The following is a 15,370-nucleotide window of genomic DNA, read 5'->3' on the forward strand; positions in this document are numbered from 1 at the left end:
TCCAGGTTTTCTCTTCGCACACTCCTCTTGATCGGTCTGATGGCGGGGTTTGTTGCAAGCGCGTTTCCGGCGCCGGCTGCCCGCGCGCAGGGATTGCCGCTGATCCGCGACACCGAGATCGAGCTGCTTCTCAACGACTACTCCCAGAAAATTTTCCGTGCGGCGGGCCTCGGTACCGGGCGCGTGACGGTTCGGATCGTCAACAACGAGGCGTTCAACGCATTCGTGATCGATGGCCGGAACGTGTTCATGCACACCGGAACGCTGATGCAAGCCAATACGCCGAACGAAGTGATAGGGGTGCTCGCGCACGAAGCCGGCCACATCGCGGGCGGCCACATGGCGGCGCTGAGATCGCGCATCGCGAAAGACCAGACGCGCGCACTGCTGATCCAGTTGCTCGGCATCGGCGCGATGATCGGCGGCGCCGTTTCGGGTGGCGATTCCGGCAAGGAAATCGGCAGCGCCGGCCAGGGCGTCATGATGGGCGGCAACGAGCTGATCATGCGTGGCCTGACGGCCGAGCGGCGCTCGCAGGAATCCGCGGCTGATCAGGCCGGCCTGCAGTATCTCAATGCGACCCAGCAGTCCGGCCGCGGTATGCTCGCGACGTTCGAGCGTTTCGCCGGGCAGGAACTTTTCTCGGATGCGCACAAGGACGCGTTCGCGAGAACGCACCCCGTGGCCACCGATCGCTTGGCTCGCCTGCGCCAACTCGTCGAAAGCAGCCCCTATTTCGATGCGAAGGACCCGGCCGAGCTTCAGCTTCGCCACGATATGGTCCGCGCGAAGCTCTCCGGCTACATCGAGCCGCCGGCCGTCGTGTTCAATCGCTATCCGCCTGCGGATACGAGCTTGCCGGCGCGTTATGCACGGGCGATCGCCTCGTTCCGGCGCGGTGGTGCGGGTGGTCTCGACGACGCCGTCGCGGCGGCCGATGCGCTTATTCGCGATCGGCCGAACAACCCCTATTTCTGGGAAGTGAAGGGCGATTTCCTGCAGAAGGGCGGACGTGCCGAGGCCGCGATCGCACCGTTCCGCAAGGCGCTGCAACTTCATAACGGAGATGCGCCGCTGGTCGGCGTGCAGCTCGCGCAAGCGCTGCTCCAGACCAAGAATCCTGCGGTTGCGGACGAAGCCATCAATCTCCTGCGCAAGGCGGTCCAGCGCGAGCCGGACAACGCTTCGGCTTACAATACGCTCGGCCAGGCTTATTATGACAAAGGCATGATGCCTCAATCGGAGCTGGCGCGCGCGCAAGGGCTTTTCTATTTTGGTGCCTTGAAACAGGCGCAGGAATTTGCCAAACGCGCGCAGGGCGGCTTGAAGGCCGGATCGCCGGATTGGGTTAAGGCCGACGATATCATCAACTACAAACCTCAGACCTGATCCGACAGCTCGCCGTCGACGTTCCGGCAAGAAACTGCGTTTCGGTCCGAAGATCTACTCATGGAGCATTTATGACAAATCCCGATACCGACAAGCCGGCCGCACCCGAAACGCCGGCACGTCCTTCGGCGATCAGCCTCGGCGCGCTCGTGGCCGCTCCGCTGCTTCTCGTTGCGGGCCTTTGGATGGCGTTCGGCGGCTCTCTCGGGGACGGCCGTTCTTCCGATACGCGGATGCTGGTCGGCGCCAATGTCGCGGAATTCACGCCGGATCAGCGCAAGGCCATTGAAGGGATCGTGAAGGACTATCTGATCCAGAATCCGGAGATCTTCCTCGAGGTGCAGAGCTCGCTCGAAGCGAAGATGGCCAAGGACGAAGCCGATCGCACCAAGGCGATGGTGGCGGAGCACGGAAAAGAGATCTATCGCGCTCCGAACGCGCCGGTGGCGGGCAATCCGGACGGCGACATCACCGTGGTCGAGTTCTTCGATTACAACTGCGGCTACTGCAAGCGTGGCTTCAGCGAGATCGCAAAGCTGGTCGAGAAGGACAAGAACGTCCGCGTCGTGTTCAAGGAGTTCCCGATCCTGCGTGACGAATCCGAGCAGGCGGCGCGCGTGGCTCTCGCGGCCCGCATGCAGGGCAAATATTGGGAAGTCCATCGCGACATGATCTCGACCAAGGGCCTCGTCAACGAAGCGGTCGGTCTCAAGGTGGCTGAAGCCCACGGCCTCGACATGGCCAAGCTCAAGGCCGACATGGCGTCCCCTGAGGTCAAGGCGGAGCTGGATCGGGTCAAGGAATTGGCCCGCAAGCTCTCGATCAACGGCACCCCGCACTTCCTGGTCGGAGACCGGGCGATCGGGGGGGCGCCCGAGAACCTTTACGACGTGCTCGAGACGCACGTGACGGAGCTTCGCAAGTCGGGCTGCAGTTATTGCTGATTAGACTGGGGTGTCTGTGCAAGTTTCCGATGTGCGCCGGCACCCTAGACCTCTGATTTTCCAATATTTATCTTTAGCGCGCTGGTTTTGGCCTCCGTGGGCGCCTTTTCGACCGACGTTACGGGCAACGTTTGGCTTGGCGGCCTTTCGCGGCTGAGTTAAAGCTGCTACGGACCTTATGGGGCTTCTCCGGGACTGGGGTGGCCTGCTTTTGCGGATGGGAGCGTCCGCGAGACGGCGGTTCAGCTCCCGACACCCTCATCTCAGACCCGTGATATGGCCAAACCGGTATTCGTCCTCAACGGCCCGAACCTAAACTTGCTCGGCGTACGCGAGCCCGAGATCTACGGCCGGGACACGCTGGACGACGTGCGCAAGCGGGCCGAGGCGCGCGCCAGTGCGCTCGGGCTTACGATCGCGTTTCGCCAGACCAATCACGAAGGCGAGCTGATCGGGTGGATCCAGGAGGCGCGCGGGGCGGCATCGGGCATCATTCTCAATGCCGGATCGTTGACGCACACGTCGGTCGGTGTTCTGGATGCACTCACGGCGTCAGAGCTGCCGATCATCGAGGTGCATCTGTCGAATATCTTCCGACGCGAGAGTTTCCGTCATCATTCCTATGTGTCGCTCGCCGCGAAAGGCGTTATCTGCGGCCTGGGCGTACAGGGCTACGAGCTGGCGCTCGATGCCATGGCAAAGCTGGCGGCATGAGACAAATCCGTGAAACACAAATCCAAAGACAGCGATAAAAAGCCGAAAGGGAAAGGGCTAGCGCGCATGACGGCGAAAGACGAAGCCGAAAATTCGAGTGGCGAGCAGCAATTGATCCGGGAGCTCGCGAAGCTCCTGAACGATACGGGACTATCGGAAATCGAGATCGAAAAGAGCGGTCTCAAGGTTCGCGTCGCCCGCACCGTGACCGTTACGGCTGCCGTGCCCGCTCCCGCTCAGCTCGGCTTGGCCAGCGCGCCTGTCGCGAGCTCGCCGGCTGGTCCGGGCGCTGCACCCGCGGCGGCAGGTTCCGATCCCGCGAAGCATCCGGGCGCGGTGAAGTCGCCGATGGTCGGCACGGCGTATCGCTCGCCCGATCCCAAAGCCCCTCCGTTCGTCGAGGTCGGAACCCGCGTGCAGCAGGGCGATACCCTGCTGATCATCGAGGCGATGAAGACCATGAACCAGATCCCCGCTCCGCGTGCGGGGACCGTGACCTCCGTCCTGGTCGAAAACGGCCAACCGGTGGAGTTCGGCGAGCCGCTCGTGATCATTGAATAAGGGAGAACGGCAGGCGGCAGTCGGCAATCGGCAATCGGGACAAGACCCCCTATTGCCTGGTGCCTAGTGCCGAATGCCTAAAATAAAGAATGTTCGACAAGGTCCTTATTGCTAACCGGGGTGAGATCGCACTGCGCATCCAGCGCGCGTGCAAGGAGCTTGGTATTGCGACCGTCGCCGTTCATTCGACGGCCGATGCCGACGCGATGCACGTGCGGCTCGCAGACGAAAGCGTTTGCATCGGGTCACCGCCCGCGAGCGACAGCTATCTCAACATTCCGCGCCTGCTCGCGGCCTGCGAGATTACGGGCGCGGATGCGGTCCATCCGGGCTATGGCTTCCTCTCGGAAAACGCGCGTTTTGCCGAGATCCTCGAAGAGCATTCGATCACCTTCATCGGCCCGACCTCCGAGCATATCCGGATCATGGGCGACAAGATCACGGCCAAGGAGACGGCCAAGAAGCTCGGCATTCCGGTGGTCCCCGGCTCGGACGGCGAAGTGACAAGCGAAGCCCAGGCGTTGAAGATCGCCAAGGAGATGGGCTTTCCGGTGCTGATCAAGGCAACGGCGGGCGGCGGTGGCCGCGGCATGAAAGTCGCGCATACGGCGGCTGATCTCGGGCTCGCTCTCTCGACGGCCCGCTCGGAAGCCAAGGCCGCATTCGGCAACGATTCCGTCTACGTCGAAAAGTACCTGCAGAAGCCGCGCCATATCGAAATCCAGGTGTTCGGCGACGGCAAGGGGAATGCAGTCCACCTCGGCGAGCGCGACTGCTCGCTGCAGCGCCGACACCAGAAGATCCTGGAAGAGTCTCCTTCACCCGCGCTCAATGCGGCTTCGCGCCAGAAGATCGGCGAGGTCGTCGCCAATGCGATGCGCAAGATCAAGTATCGCGGCGCCGGCACCGTGGAGTTCCTGTTCGAGGACGGCGAATTCTACTTCATCGAGATGAATACGCGTCTGCAGGTCGAACATCCGGTCACGGAAGCCGTCACCGGCATCGATCTAGTGCTGGAGCAGATCCGCGTGGCCTCGGGCGGCAATCTGGCGTTCAAGCAGGAGGACATCACGTTCTCGGGTCACGCCATCGAATGCCGCATCAATGCGGAGAACCCGCGCACCTTCCGTCCCTCGCCCGGCCAGATCACCTATTGGCATCCGCCCGGCGGGCTCGGCGTGCGTGTCGACAGCGGCGTCTACCAGGGCTACCGTATTCCCCCGTTCTACGACAGCTTGATCGGCAAGCTTATCGTGCACGGAAAGAACCGGAACGAGTGCCTGATGCGCCTCCGTCGTGCGTTGTCGGAGTTCGTCATCGACGGAATCGAGACGACGATCCCGTTGTTTAACGAACTCATCCGGCAGCCGGACATCGCCAACGGCCTGTACGACATCCATTGGCTTGAGAAATATCTCGGGAAGCAGCCTTAGGCCGCAGTGAGGCCAAGGCGCTCGCATCCCGACCGATCCGGCTTTATTATCCGCTTCGGTGCCGGGGTGCCGACGCGAGTATATGCAGACGGGAGCACTGAGTGATGGCGTCGCGCGACGACATCATGATCGAGATTACGCCGCAGGTCCTTCTCAAGGCCTATAGTTGCGGCATCTTTCCCATGGCCGAAAGCGCTGACGATCCGGCGCTCTACTGGATCGAGCCCCAGCATCGCGGCATTCTTCCACTCGAGCACGTGCACGTTCCGCGGCGGTTGCAGCGGACGGTGCGCAGCGGCACGCTGCGGGTCGCGATCGATACCGACTATGACGGCGTGATCGAGGGATGTGCCGCGGAGCGGGCCGGGCGGCGCTCGACCTGGATCAACGGGCGTATTCGCGGCCTCTATCAGGAGCTGTTCCGGCTCGGCCATTGCCATACCGTCGAGGTATGGGACGAGGATCGGCTGGTCGGCGGCCTCTATGGCGTCGCGCTCGGTGGCGCGTTCTTTGGCGAGAGCATGTTTTCCTATGTCCGGGACGCCTCCAAGATTGCCCTGGTGCATCTGGTTGGCCGTCTCATCGGCGGGGGCTTCACGCTGCTCGATACGCAATTCGTGACCGATCACCTTCGCCAGTTCGGCACGATCGAGGTCGATCGTGACGACTTTCACGGTCTGCTCGACGGCGCGCTCAAGCACTCGGCTGACTTCTTGCGGCTGCCGCTCGACACTCCGGGCCCGGCCATTCTCGACATCATCGAACAGGCGCAGGGCGGGGCCCGCTGAGCAAGCGGCATCTCGTTCGGCTCAGGGCGCAGCATGACTTCGAACATCGGCGATATTTCCAAAGAGACGGCCAAGGGCCGCGCGCGATCGCTCGAGCGGACGGGGAGGCTCGATCTCATCCGGACCCCCGGGCCGTCCGACTATGCGCTTCTCGATAGTGGTGGTGGGCGGAAGCTCGAACGGTTCGGCACGATCGTGGTCGATCGCCCGGAACCGCAGGCGCTCTGGAGCCGTCGTCTCGGAGATGGCGCGTGGAAGAATGCGCATGCAGTGTTTTCCGCGTCTGCCGACGACGAGGAAAAGGGCAAGTGGCGCTTCGACAAGCCGGTGCCCGAAAGCTGGCCGGTCAAGGTGCGTGACGTGGTTCTGACGTGCCGCCTGCAGGGGCTGTGGCATCTGGGGCTGTTTCCGGAGCAGGCGCCGCATTGGGACTGGATGATCGATCAGATCGCGTCGGTGCGCGGTGAGCGTCCGCGCGTGCTCAATCTGTTCGCCTACACCGGCGCGGCCTCCTTGCTCGCGGCGCGGGCGGGCGCGGAAGTGACCCACGTGGACGCCTCCAAGAAGGCGATCCAGTGGGCTAAGGACAATCAGACGGCCTCGGGGCTTTCGGACGCGCCGATCCGTTGGATTCTGGATGATGCGGCCAAGTTCATCGCGCGTGAGGTGCGCCGCGGCAAGACCTATCACGTGATCCTGGTGGATCCGCCGAAGTTCGGACGCGGACCCGAGGGTGAAGTGTGGGATCTGTTCCAGGGACTGCCGGGGCTGCTCAAGAATGCCGCGCAGCTTCTCGCGCCGGATCGGGCTGCGATGATCCTCACCGTTTATGCCATTCGCGCATCCGCGCTCGCGTTCGAGCAGCTGGCGGCGGATGTGCTGTCTGAGCGGGGTGGGGCCCTTTCGGCGGGCGAGCTTGCGCTTGCCGCGGAGGGCGCCGGGGCGCAGGTGCCGACTTCGCTGTTCGTGCGGTGGACCTCATGAGCGTGCCCGGTTCCGGCGCGCATGGCCCGCGCGTCATCACCAGCCTCAGCAATGATCGCGTCAAGGCGATCCGGGCGCTCGACATGCGCAAGGAGCGCAAAGAGACCGGCCTTTTCGTGGCCGAGGGAACGTCGATCCTGGTCACGGCGCGGGATGCGGGGTTCGTGCCTACCAGTATCGTCTATCAGGCAGGCTCGGCGGGGAGTCCTGCTTCGCGCGCGCTGGTCGGATGGGCGCTCGGCGCCGGGGCGGAAGTGCTCGAGGTTTCGGAGCCGGTGCTGGCAAAACTGTCGGCAAAGGAAAATCCGCAGTCGATGCTGGGCGTGTTTCGGCAGCGCTGGGTGGGATTACCGGAGGCGGTTGCAAAGGATGACTGCTGGCTTGCGCTTGAAGAAGTGCGCGACCCCGGCAATCTCGGCACGATCATTCGCACGGTGGATGCCGTCGGTGCCAAAGGCGTGATTTTGATCGGCAACTGCTGCGATCCCTATTCGCGTGAATCCGTGCGGGCAACGATGGGCTCGGTGTTTGCGGTGCCGCTTGTGCGCACGACGCGCGAGGACTTTCTGCAGTGGCGGGCGGCATGGCGCGGCGACGTGGTCGGCACGCATCTCGACGGGCGCGAAGACTTTAGGCGCGCTGCCTACAAGGGGCCGGTGCTGTTGGTGATGGGCAGCGAGGGGCCGGGGCTTTCGGAAAGCCTCACGCGGTCGTGTTCGCGCCTCGTCAAAATTCCCATGGCCGGGAAGCTCGACAGCCTCAATCTCGCAGTCGCGACTGCGCTGACGCTCTACCAGCTCCGCGGCGGTTCGTTGAGGCTTTGATTAGAGCCGTTCCGATTTTGGTGGAGCCGTGGAACGGCTCTGGGTTTTTTGTTTTATCGTGCTTCTTGTCAGACACTTTGCCTTGCATGGCTCCGCCATGACCGGATCCCACTTTTCCGGAAGCACTCTAGATGCAACGGCCGCCGTCGACTTCGATGGCGACGCCGGTGACGAAGCTCGATGCGGGATCGGCCAGGAACAGCGCGGCGTTGGCGATGTCCGACGGCTTCGACATGCGTCCGAGCGGAATGCCGGCCAGGAAGCGTGCGCGGTTCTCCGGCGTATCCGGCGCGCCCATGAACTCTTCAAGCAATCCGGTCTCGCCGATGACCGGATTGATGGCGTTGACGCGAATGTTTTTTGGCGCAAGTTCCGCCGCCATCGATTTCGTCAGTGTGATCACCGCGCCTTTCGAGCCGTTGTACCAGGTGAGACCGGGGCGCGGGCGCAAGCCTGCCGTAGAGGCGGTGTTGATGATCGAGCCGCCGCCGCGCTTCTCAAGCGCTGGTACGGCTGCGAGCGTCGTCAGATAAATGGACTTCACGTTGACGGCGTAGATGCGATCGAACTCGTCCTCTGTCACAGTCATCAAGGACTGGTTCTTGTGCGTCGTCCCCGCGTTGTTGACGACGATGTCGAGGCCGCCGAAGGCTGCGACGGCGGCTTCAATCATGGCGTCGACGTCGGTCTTGCGGGAGACGTCAGCTGTGACGGGAACGGCCGTTGCGCCAATGCTGGCGGCCACCTCGGCGGCGCGTGCCGCATCGATGTCGGCAACGACAACCTTGGCGCCTTCCTGGCCAAATAATTCTGCGATGCCTTTACCGAAGCCGGAGCCGGCCCCGGTGACGACGGCGACTTTTCCAGCCAGTCTCATGTCGATCTCCGGGGCGTGGGCTGAGGCGCTATTTGCCGGTTGCGCCAAGGGGCGGGGCGGCGGCGCGGGCGGCTTCGGCCCGATAGGGGCTCGCGACATACGTGCCGAGTAGGCGGACCTCGGTCGAGAAGAACGACAGTTCTTCGAGCGCAAGCTGGACGGGCCGATCTGCGGGATGGCCCTCGATGTCGGCGTGGAACATGGTGGCGTTGAAGGTGCCCTCGAGCTGGTAGCTTTCGAGCTTGGTCATGTTGACGCCGTTGGTCGCGAAGCCGCCGAGCGCCTTGTAGAGCGCGGCCGGCACGTTGCGCACCCGGAATAGGAACGTGGTGACGACGGGGCCATCTTCCGGCTCGGCGTCGTCCGGGTCCTTGGAGAGAACGAGGAAGCGCGTCGTGTTGTGGGCCTCGTCCTCGATGTCGGAGCGCAGGATGTCGAGACCGTAGATTTCGGCGGCGAGTTTCGAGGCGATGGCAGCGAGCGCGGGATCGCCCTGCTCTGAGACGATGCGGGCGGAGCCGGCGGTGTCGGCTTCCGGCACCGGGGTCAGGCCCAGAGATCGCAGCGTTTTGCGGCACTGGCCGAGTGCCTGCGTGTGGCTCAGCACCTTCTTCACCGAGTCCAGCGAGGCGCCTTTGACCGACATCAGCTGATGGCGCACGCGCAGGAAGTGCTCGCCGACGATGTAGAGGTTGGCGCTGGGCAGCAGGTGATGGATGTCGGCGACACGGCCTGCAACAGAATTCTCGATTGGGATCATCGCGAAATGGACGTCGCCGGATTTTACGGCGGCCAGTGCGTCCTCGAAGGTCGGATAGGCCACGGCCTCGAAATCCGGATAGGCCTCGGTGCAGGCCAGGTGTGAGTTTGCGCCGGGCTCGCCCTGATAGCCGATCCGTGAGGCTTGCACGTGCGAAGTGTTGGACATGATGCGGGGCTCGATGTGCTGGTGAGGAAACGGCACCCGCGCGTTCACGCGAATGGTCTCGGCTGGACCGAAACCGGTGCCGCGCAAAGCGAAATGAGGCTCTTACGCCTTGCGCGCCTTTCGTACGAGCAGGCGCGCCCGTTCGAGGTCGGCGGGAGTATCGACACCGAGGGGAACAGTGTCAACGATGGCAACGTCGATGCGCATGCCATCCTCCAGCGCGCGAAGCTGCTCCAGGCGCTCGCGCTTTTCGAGGTAGGACGCCTTCAAGGATACGAAGCGTTCGAGCGCGGACCGGCGGTAAGCATAAAGGCCGATGTGGTGGTAAAGAGGCCCGTCGCCGTGGGGGGCCGTCGCGCGGGTAAAATAGAGCGCGCGCAGACGATTGGGTTCCGGCAACGGGGTACCCACCACTTTCACCACGTTGGGGTTGGTGCGCTCCTCGGGATCGTGGATCTCGGCGGCAAGCGTCGCGATGTGCGGGCCTTTCGACGAAAGAACGGCCGCGCAGTCCCGGATCAGGGCCGGCTCAATGGTCGGGAGGTCGCCCTGCACGTTCACGACGATGTCGGTTTCCGCATCCGGGTCGATCTGGTTCAGGGCCTCGAAGATGCGGTCGGAGCCCGAGGCGTGGTCCGGGCGGGTCAGCAATGCTTCACCGCCGGCGCGGCGGACAGCCGCGCAGATCGCCTCGCAATCGGCGGCGACCACGACGCGGCCCATCTCGGCCGCATGAGCCTTGCGCCAGACGTGGACGATCATCGGCTCGCCCTCGATGTCCGCCAGCGGCTTATCGGGCAGGCGGGTGGAAGCCATGCGGGCGGGGATGACGATCAGGGCTCTTGTCATGTCGGGGCTCGGGTCTTGATCGAGGTCAGGGAACGCCTCGGGAGGCGGGCGAAGCGTGTCTCTATGGCGACAAGAGCTGTAGACTGCTGTCGCACGGGCTTGCAAGGCGTGGCCGTGGTCTTTTAGATGCGTTCTAGAAATGCGCCGAAACCGGTTTGCGTCGCGAAACCCGGTTCCAAGGCGGCGGGGCGGATGGCGCCCGGTTACGGGGAGATGAGATGCTGGATTCCTTTGAATTGACCAAGATCGTCGGTGCGGTGCTGGCGGCATTGTTGCTCATCTTTGCCCCCAAGACGATCATCGATCTCACCCGCCACGGCCATCATGGTCCTGTTGCAGGCGGCTACAAGCTTCCCGAGCCCTCCGCGGCGCCGGCCGCGGCAGACGGCGCGCCTGCGGCTCCCGCAGCGTTCGATCCGGCTCAGGTGGTGGCGGCGCTCGCGACGGCCAAGCCCGAGAACGCCAGCGGAACCTTCAAGAAGTGCCTCGCGTGCCATACCGCCGACAAGGCAGCCGCCAGCAAGGCAGGTCCTAACCTTTGGGACGTCGTCGGGCGCACCCACGGCACCCGCGCCGATTTCACGGGCTACTCGGATGCCATGAAGAAGAAGGGCGGGGATTGGAACTACGCAGATCTCGCTGCTTTCCTTCATTCGCCCAAGGTCTGGTTGCCCGGTACCAAGATGATCTTCGCAGGCGTTTCGGATCCAGCCGATCTCGCGGATCTCATCGCCTATCTTCGGACGCTTTCGGACAATCCCAAGCCGTTGCCGTAAGGCGCGCCTGAGCGTCTTGCGGACGCGTTCGATGATGTTGTCTGCGGGGCCGTTCCTTCGGGATGGCCCCGTTGGTTTATCTGCCCGGTCTCGTTGAACAAATCGAGGCATCGACGAATAACTTGGGCTTCTCTGCCGTTGTATTGCCCACGGCGCCGCGCCCGACATGTCGCAAAGCGCATCTTGCCGATCTTTAATCCGAATCCCGTGGAAAGGCATGCTAGGAACAGGTCTTTCGTCAGTCCTGCGCTTTTCTCGGGCTGGCGGACCATGGGCGGCTCCGCATAGTTCCCGATGTCCTGCCGCCGGGCGTTTTTTTGCACGGAACGAAGGTGACGATGGCAGCGAAATTCATGGTTGATCCCGCCGGTTTTCATGGAGCCGCTACTCAAACCCTCAACGAGAGGGGCTCCGCTCGAGGATCCTCCTCACTTCGCAGGCGCGCCACGACTTTCCTGGCCGTGCTCGCCACCACCGCTGCAACGTTTTCCGGTTCCGTTTTCGCGCAGGCCGAAGCGTCAGCCCCTGCAACTCCGGCCCCGGCCGCCGCGCCGGACGCGAGTGCGCCCGTTCGCCATCACGCACTGTCGCTGATCGGGGAGCCGAAGTTCGGGCCTGACTTCAAGCATTTCGACTGGGTCAATCCTGATGCGCCGAAAGGCGGCGTCGTGCGAATGACAGTCGAGGGGACTTTCGATTCGTTCAATCCGTTCTCGGTGCAGGGTGTGCCTGCGGCGGGCTCCGGCAGCATCTACGATACACTGATGACGGGGAGCCCGGACGAAGAGTCGACCGAGTACGGACTTGTTGCCGAGTGGGTGTCGTACCCGCCGGATATTTCGTGGGCGAAGTTCGGGCTCAGGCCCGAAGCGCGTTTTCACGACGGCAAACCGATCACGCCCGAAGATGTGATCTTCAGCCTCGAAGCGCTGAAGAAATCGCACCCGATGTACAACCGCTACTACAAGAACGTGGTCAAAGCCGAGAAGACCGGCGACCACGAGGTGACGTTCACGTTCGACATCACTGGAAATCGCGAGCTTCCGCAGATCCTCGGTCAGCTTACCGTGCTGCCTCGGCACTACTGGGAAGCGGTCGGCAAGAACGGCGAGCCGCGCGACATCACCAAGAGCACGCTCGAAATTCCGCTCGGATCGGGGCCTTACAAGATCAAGGAGTTCAGCCCCGGCAGCCGCATCGTTCTCGAACGCGTGAAGGACTATTGGGCCAAGGATCTTCCGGTCCGCGTCGGCCAGTTCAATTTCGACGAGATGCAGTTCCAGTATTTCCGCGACCGGACGGCGGCGTTCGAGGACTTCAAGAGCGGCCGGGCCGACATGTGGCGCGAAAGAATGGCCAGCGCCTGGTCGACGCAGTTCAGCTTCGATGCCATCAAGCAGGGATGGGTGAAGAAGGAAGCTTTGCCGACCAAGGGCGTCGCGATGATGCAGGCTTTCGCGTTCAATACGCGGCGGGACATTTTCAAAGATCCGCGCGTGCGGCAGGCCTTCAACTACGCCTTCGATTTCGAGGATCTGAACAGGTCGGTCCTGTTCGGCCAATATACGCGCGTGGGCAGCTTCTTCGACAATTCGGAGCTCGCGGCCAAGGGCTTGCCGGAAGGGCGTGAACTCGAGATCCTGAAGGAGTTCGAGAAGGATCTGCCGCCGGAGGTGTTCACCACCGAATGGAAAAATCCTTCGTTCGCGACGCGGGACGATCTGCGCAAGAACCTTTCGGAAGCCATGCGGCTCTTCAAGGAAGCCGGCTGGGAAGTGCGGCAGGAGGAGGTTGAAGATCCAGATTGCGGCACGTTCTGCAAGCTGACGCGTGCCGTAGGGCTGGGATCGACGAAGACACAGGCCGTGCTGCGCAACGCCAAGGGCGAGCCGTTCAAGGTCGAATTCCTGCTCAGCGACGACGCGTTCCAAAAGCATGTCGCGCATTACATCTCCAACTTGTCGAAGATCGGTGTGCAGGCCACCATTCGTGTCGTCGATCCAGCGCAATATCAGCGGCGCGAACGCAGCTTCGATTTCGACATCGTCGTCGACAGCTTCCCGCAGTCGAACTCGCCGGGTAACGAGCAACGCGACTACTGGGGTACCGGCGCGGCCGACCAGGAAGGCAGCCGCAACACCATCGGCATCAAGAGCCCCGTCATCGACGCGATCATCGAGAAGTTGGTGGTTGCAAAAGATCGCGACGAGGTGATTGCGACCACGAAGGCGCTCGATCGCGTGCTGCTGTGGGGCCACTACGTGGTGCCGCAGTGGTACAATCCGTTCGAATGGATCGCCACGTGGGACGTGTTCGGCCGGCCCGAGAAGCTTCCGTCTCTGACCAGCGCCTTCTCTCAGGTCTGGTGGGTGGATGCCGCGAAAGAGCAGGCGCTGGCCGGTCGCAGGAAGTGATCACTATGGCGCGGTCTCTCGGAGGGCAGATGAGGCTTGGAAATGCGCGCGCGGGTATTTCGCTGCTTTGTGCGCTGGGGTTTTCGGTCGCCTTCGGCGCTCCGCTGGCGGCCGAGCCGAAGCATGGCCTCTCGATTTTCGGCGAGCTCAAGTACGCTCCCGATTTCAAGCACTTCGATTACGTCAACCCTGACGCGCCGAAGGGTGGCAAGGCCTCGCAGATCGGTCCCGCCGGGATCACCACGTTCGACAGCTTCAACGCCTTCATCCTCAAGGGTGATGCCGCGCAGGGGATGGAGCTGACCTACGACTCGCTCATGGCGCGGGCGCTCGACGAGCCGGATGCGGTTTATGGGCTCGTCGCCGAGACGGTGGACGTTGCGGCGGACGGAATGTCGGTCACGTTCAAGCTGAGGCCGGAAGCCAAGTTTGCCGACGGGTCGCCGCTTACCGCCGACGATGTCGTGTTCTCGTTCGAGACGATCAAGGCAAAGGGACATCCCCGGCTGGCGTTTCCGCTTCGCGATGTGAAGGCGGCCGAGGCGCTAGATCCGCACACCGTGCGCTATACCTTCGAAGGCACGCTAATCCGTGATCTGCCGGTGACGGTCGCGACGCTGCCGATCCTCTCCAAGGCCTACTATACCGCCCATGATTTCGACAAGACGTCGCTCGAGGCGCCGCTCGGCTCCGGCCCGTACAAGGTCGGCGGCTACAAGGCGGGAACCTATGTGAGCTACGTCCGGCGGCCGGACTATTGGGGCAAGGATCTCCCCGTCAACGTCGGGCAGCACAACTTCGACGAGGTTCGCTACGAATATTATCGCGACCGAACGCTGGAGCTCGAGGGGCTGCTCGCAGGCAATATCGATTTCCGCGAGGAGTTCACGTCCAAGGACTGGGCGACGGGCTATGATCGGCAACCGGTGAAGGACGGACGCGTCAAGCTGCTCACGATCCCCGACGAGCGGCCGTCGGGCGCGCAGGGGTTCTTCATCAATACGCGGCGCGACAAGTTCAAGGATGTTCGTGTGCGCAAGGCGCTCGAGCTGGCCATGGACTTCGAGTGGATGAACAAGAACCTGTTCTTCGGGATCTACACGCGCACGGCGAGCTACTTCGAGAATTCGGATTTGAAGGCGGTGGGGTCGCCGTCGGCCGAGGAACTCGCACTGCTTGAGCCGTTCAAGGACAAGCTGCCCCCGGAGGTGTTCGGCGAGCCGGTTTCGCCGCCGGTGACGGACGGCAGCGGCAACAATCGCACGCAGCTTCGCGAGGCGCTGAAGCTTCTGTCGGAAGCGGGATGGACGCAGCAGGGTTCGGGCGGGCTGCGCAACGCCAAGGGTGAGCCGCTGACCGTCGAGATCCTCGTCGACTCGCCGAGCTTCGAGCGGATCGCGTCGCCCTACGTCAAGACGCTGCGCTCGATCGGTATCGATGCGTCGGTCCGCATGGTCGATGATGCGCAGTACGAGCGGCGGACGAAGGATTTCGATTTCGATCTCACCACGCAGCGTTATGCGCTGCAGACGACGCCGGGGGTCGAGCTCAAGACGTTCTGGGGCTCGCAGGCCGCGGCGACAAACGGAAGTTTCAATCTGGCGGGTATCGCCGATCCGGTGCTCGACCAGCTCATCGACAAGATCGTGGCGGCGAAGTCCCGGGCCGAGCTGGTGACGGCGACGCGCGCGGCCGACCGGGTGCTCCGGGCTGGCTACTACTGGGTTCCCCAGTGGTATAAGGGAGCACACAACCTGGCATTCTGGGACAAATTCGGATGGCCGGCCGTCAAACCGAAATACGAGCGTGGCGCGCTCGATACGTGGTGGTTCGACGCCGAAAAGGCCAAGGCTTTGGCGCAGCGATGACTTGTGTGAAGCGCCGTGTGC

At 63.1% G+C, this 15,370-nt stretch carries 14 protein-coding genes; 11 read left to right on the plus strand and 3 right to left on the minus strand.

The annotated features are described in order from the left end of the window. Positions 1–39: 39 nt before the first annotated feature. The 8 genes from RCO24_RS11195 (at position 40) to RCO24_RS11230 (ending at position 7,637) form a co-directional block, all read left to right on the plus strand. Positions 40–1,389, plus strand: coding sequence for a M48 family metalloprotease (locus RCO24_RS11195; protein WP_308962068.1), 1,350 nt, complete (start codon positions 40–42; stop codon positions 1,387–1,389). A gap of 71 nt (positions 1,390–1,460) precedes the next feature. After that, a complete protein-coding gene (locus RCO24_RS11200; protein WP_308962069.1) occupies positions 1,461–2,333 on the plus strand; it encodes a DsbA family protein in 873 nt (290 codons plus the stop codon). Positions 2,334–2,609: 276 nt separating this feature from the next. Beyond that, positions 2,610–3,047 carry a type II 3-dehydroquinate dehydratase gene (gene aroQ / locus RCO24_RS11205; RefSeq protein ID WP_308962070.1) on the plus strand — a complete coding sequence of 146 codons (438 nt, stop codon included), beginning with the start codon at positions 2,610–2,612 and terminating at the stop codon, positions 3,045–3,047. Positions 3,048–3,113: 66 nt separating this feature from the next. Next, the gene (gene accB / locus RCO24_RS11210; RefSeq protein ID WP_308962072.1) at positions 3,114–3,608 is read left to right on the plus strand and encodes an acetyl-CoA carboxylase biotin carboxyl carrier protein; all 495 of its coding nucleotides are present in this window, start codon (positions 3,114–3,116) and stop codon (positions 3,606–3,608) included. Positions 3,609–3,697: 89 nt separating this feature from the next. Next, the gene (accC, locus tag RCO24_RS11215) at positions 3,698–5,041 is read left to right on the plus strand and encodes an acetyl-CoA carboxylase biotin carboxylase subunit (protein ID WP_308962073.1); all 1,344 of its coding nucleotides are present in this window, start codon (positions 3,698–3,700) and stop codon (positions 5,039–5,041) included. Between the two features lie 104 nt (positions 5,042–5,145). Continuing rightward, entirely contained in the window at positions 5,146–5,829 is a 684-nt protein-coding gene (aat, locus tag RCO24_RS11220; protein WP_308962074.1) for a leucyl/phenylalanyl-tRNA--protein transferase, read from the plus strand. Positions 5,830–5,862: 33 nt separating this feature from the next. Further along, positions 5,863–6,813 carry a class I SAM-dependent methyltransferase gene (locus tag RCO24_RS11225; protein ID WP_308962075.1) on the plus strand — a complete coding sequence of 317 codons (951 nt, stop codon included), beginning with the start codon at positions 5,863–5,865 and terminating at the stop codon, positions 6,811–6,813. Next, positions 6,810–7,637, plus strand: a complete 828-nt coding sequence (locus RCO24_RS11230) for an RNA methyltransferase (RefSeq protein ID WP_308962077.1) — start codon at positions 6,810–6,812, stop codon at positions 7,635–7,637. The genes RCO24_RS11225 and RCO24_RS11230 overlap by 4 nt, the downstream gene beginning before the upstream one ends. Before the next feature lie 127 nt (positions 7,638–7,764). On the opposite strand, the gene RCO24_RS11235 is transcribed toward RCO24_RS11230, so the two are convergent. The 3 genes from RCO24_RS11235 to RCO24_RS11245 all read right to left on the minus strand — a co-directional run bounded on the left by RCO24_RS11235 (position 7,765) and on the right by RCO24_RS11245 (position 10,291). Continuing rightward, a complete protein-coding gene (locus RCO24_RS11235) occupies positions 7,765–8,514 on the minus strand; it encodes a glucose 1-dehydrogenase (protein WP_308962079.1) in 750 nt (249 codons plus the stop codon). Positions 8,515–8,542: 28 nt separating this feature from the next. Then, positions 8,543–9,442: a prephenate dehydratase gene (locus RCO24_RS11240; protein ID WP_308962081.1), complete on the minus strand. Its 900-nt coding sequence runs from the start codon at positions 9,440–9,442 to the stop codon at positions 8,543–8,545. 102 nt (positions 9,443–9,544) lie between these two features. Next, positions 9,545–10,291, minus strand: coding sequence for a 3-deoxy-manno-octulosonate cytidylyltransferase (locus tag RCO24_RS11245; protein WP_308962083.1), 747 nt, complete (start codon positions 10,289–10,291; stop codon positions 9,545–9,547). 218 nt (positions 10,292–10,509) lie between these two features. Here RCO24_RS11245 and RCO24_RS11250 point away from each other — a divergent pair, with 218 nt between their 5' ends. From RCO24_RS11250 to RCO24_RS11260, 3 genes are all read left to right on the plus strand, one after another. Then, entirely contained in the window at positions 10,510–11,067 is a 558-nt protein-coding gene (locus RCO24_RS11250) for a cytochrome c family protein (protein ID WP_308962085.1), read from the plus strand. 353 nt (positions 11,068–11,420) lie between these two features. Then, the gene (locus tag RCO24_RS11255; RefSeq protein ID WP_374990954.1) at positions 11,421–13,481 is read left to right on the plus strand and encodes an extracellular solute-binding protein; all 2,061 of its coding nucleotides are present in this window, start codon (positions 11,421–11,423) and stop codon (positions 13,479–13,481) included. A 29-nt stretch (positions 13,482–13,510) separates the two neighbouring features. Then, positions 13,511–15,349 (plus strand): extracellular solute-binding protein, encoded by a 1,839-nt coding sequence (locus RCO24_RS11260; protein WP_308962089.1) that lies wholly within the window; start codon positions 13,511–13,513, stop codon positions 15,347–15,349. Positions 15,350–15,370: the final 21 nt, after the last annotated feature.

Origin of the sequence: Hyphomicrobium sp. LHD-15 (assembly GCF_031157355.1) — a bacterium.
In the GTDB taxonomy this organism is placed as follows: domain Bacteria; phylum Pseudomonadota; class Alphaproteobacteria; order Rhizobiales; family Hyphomicrobiaceae; genus Hyphomicrobium_C.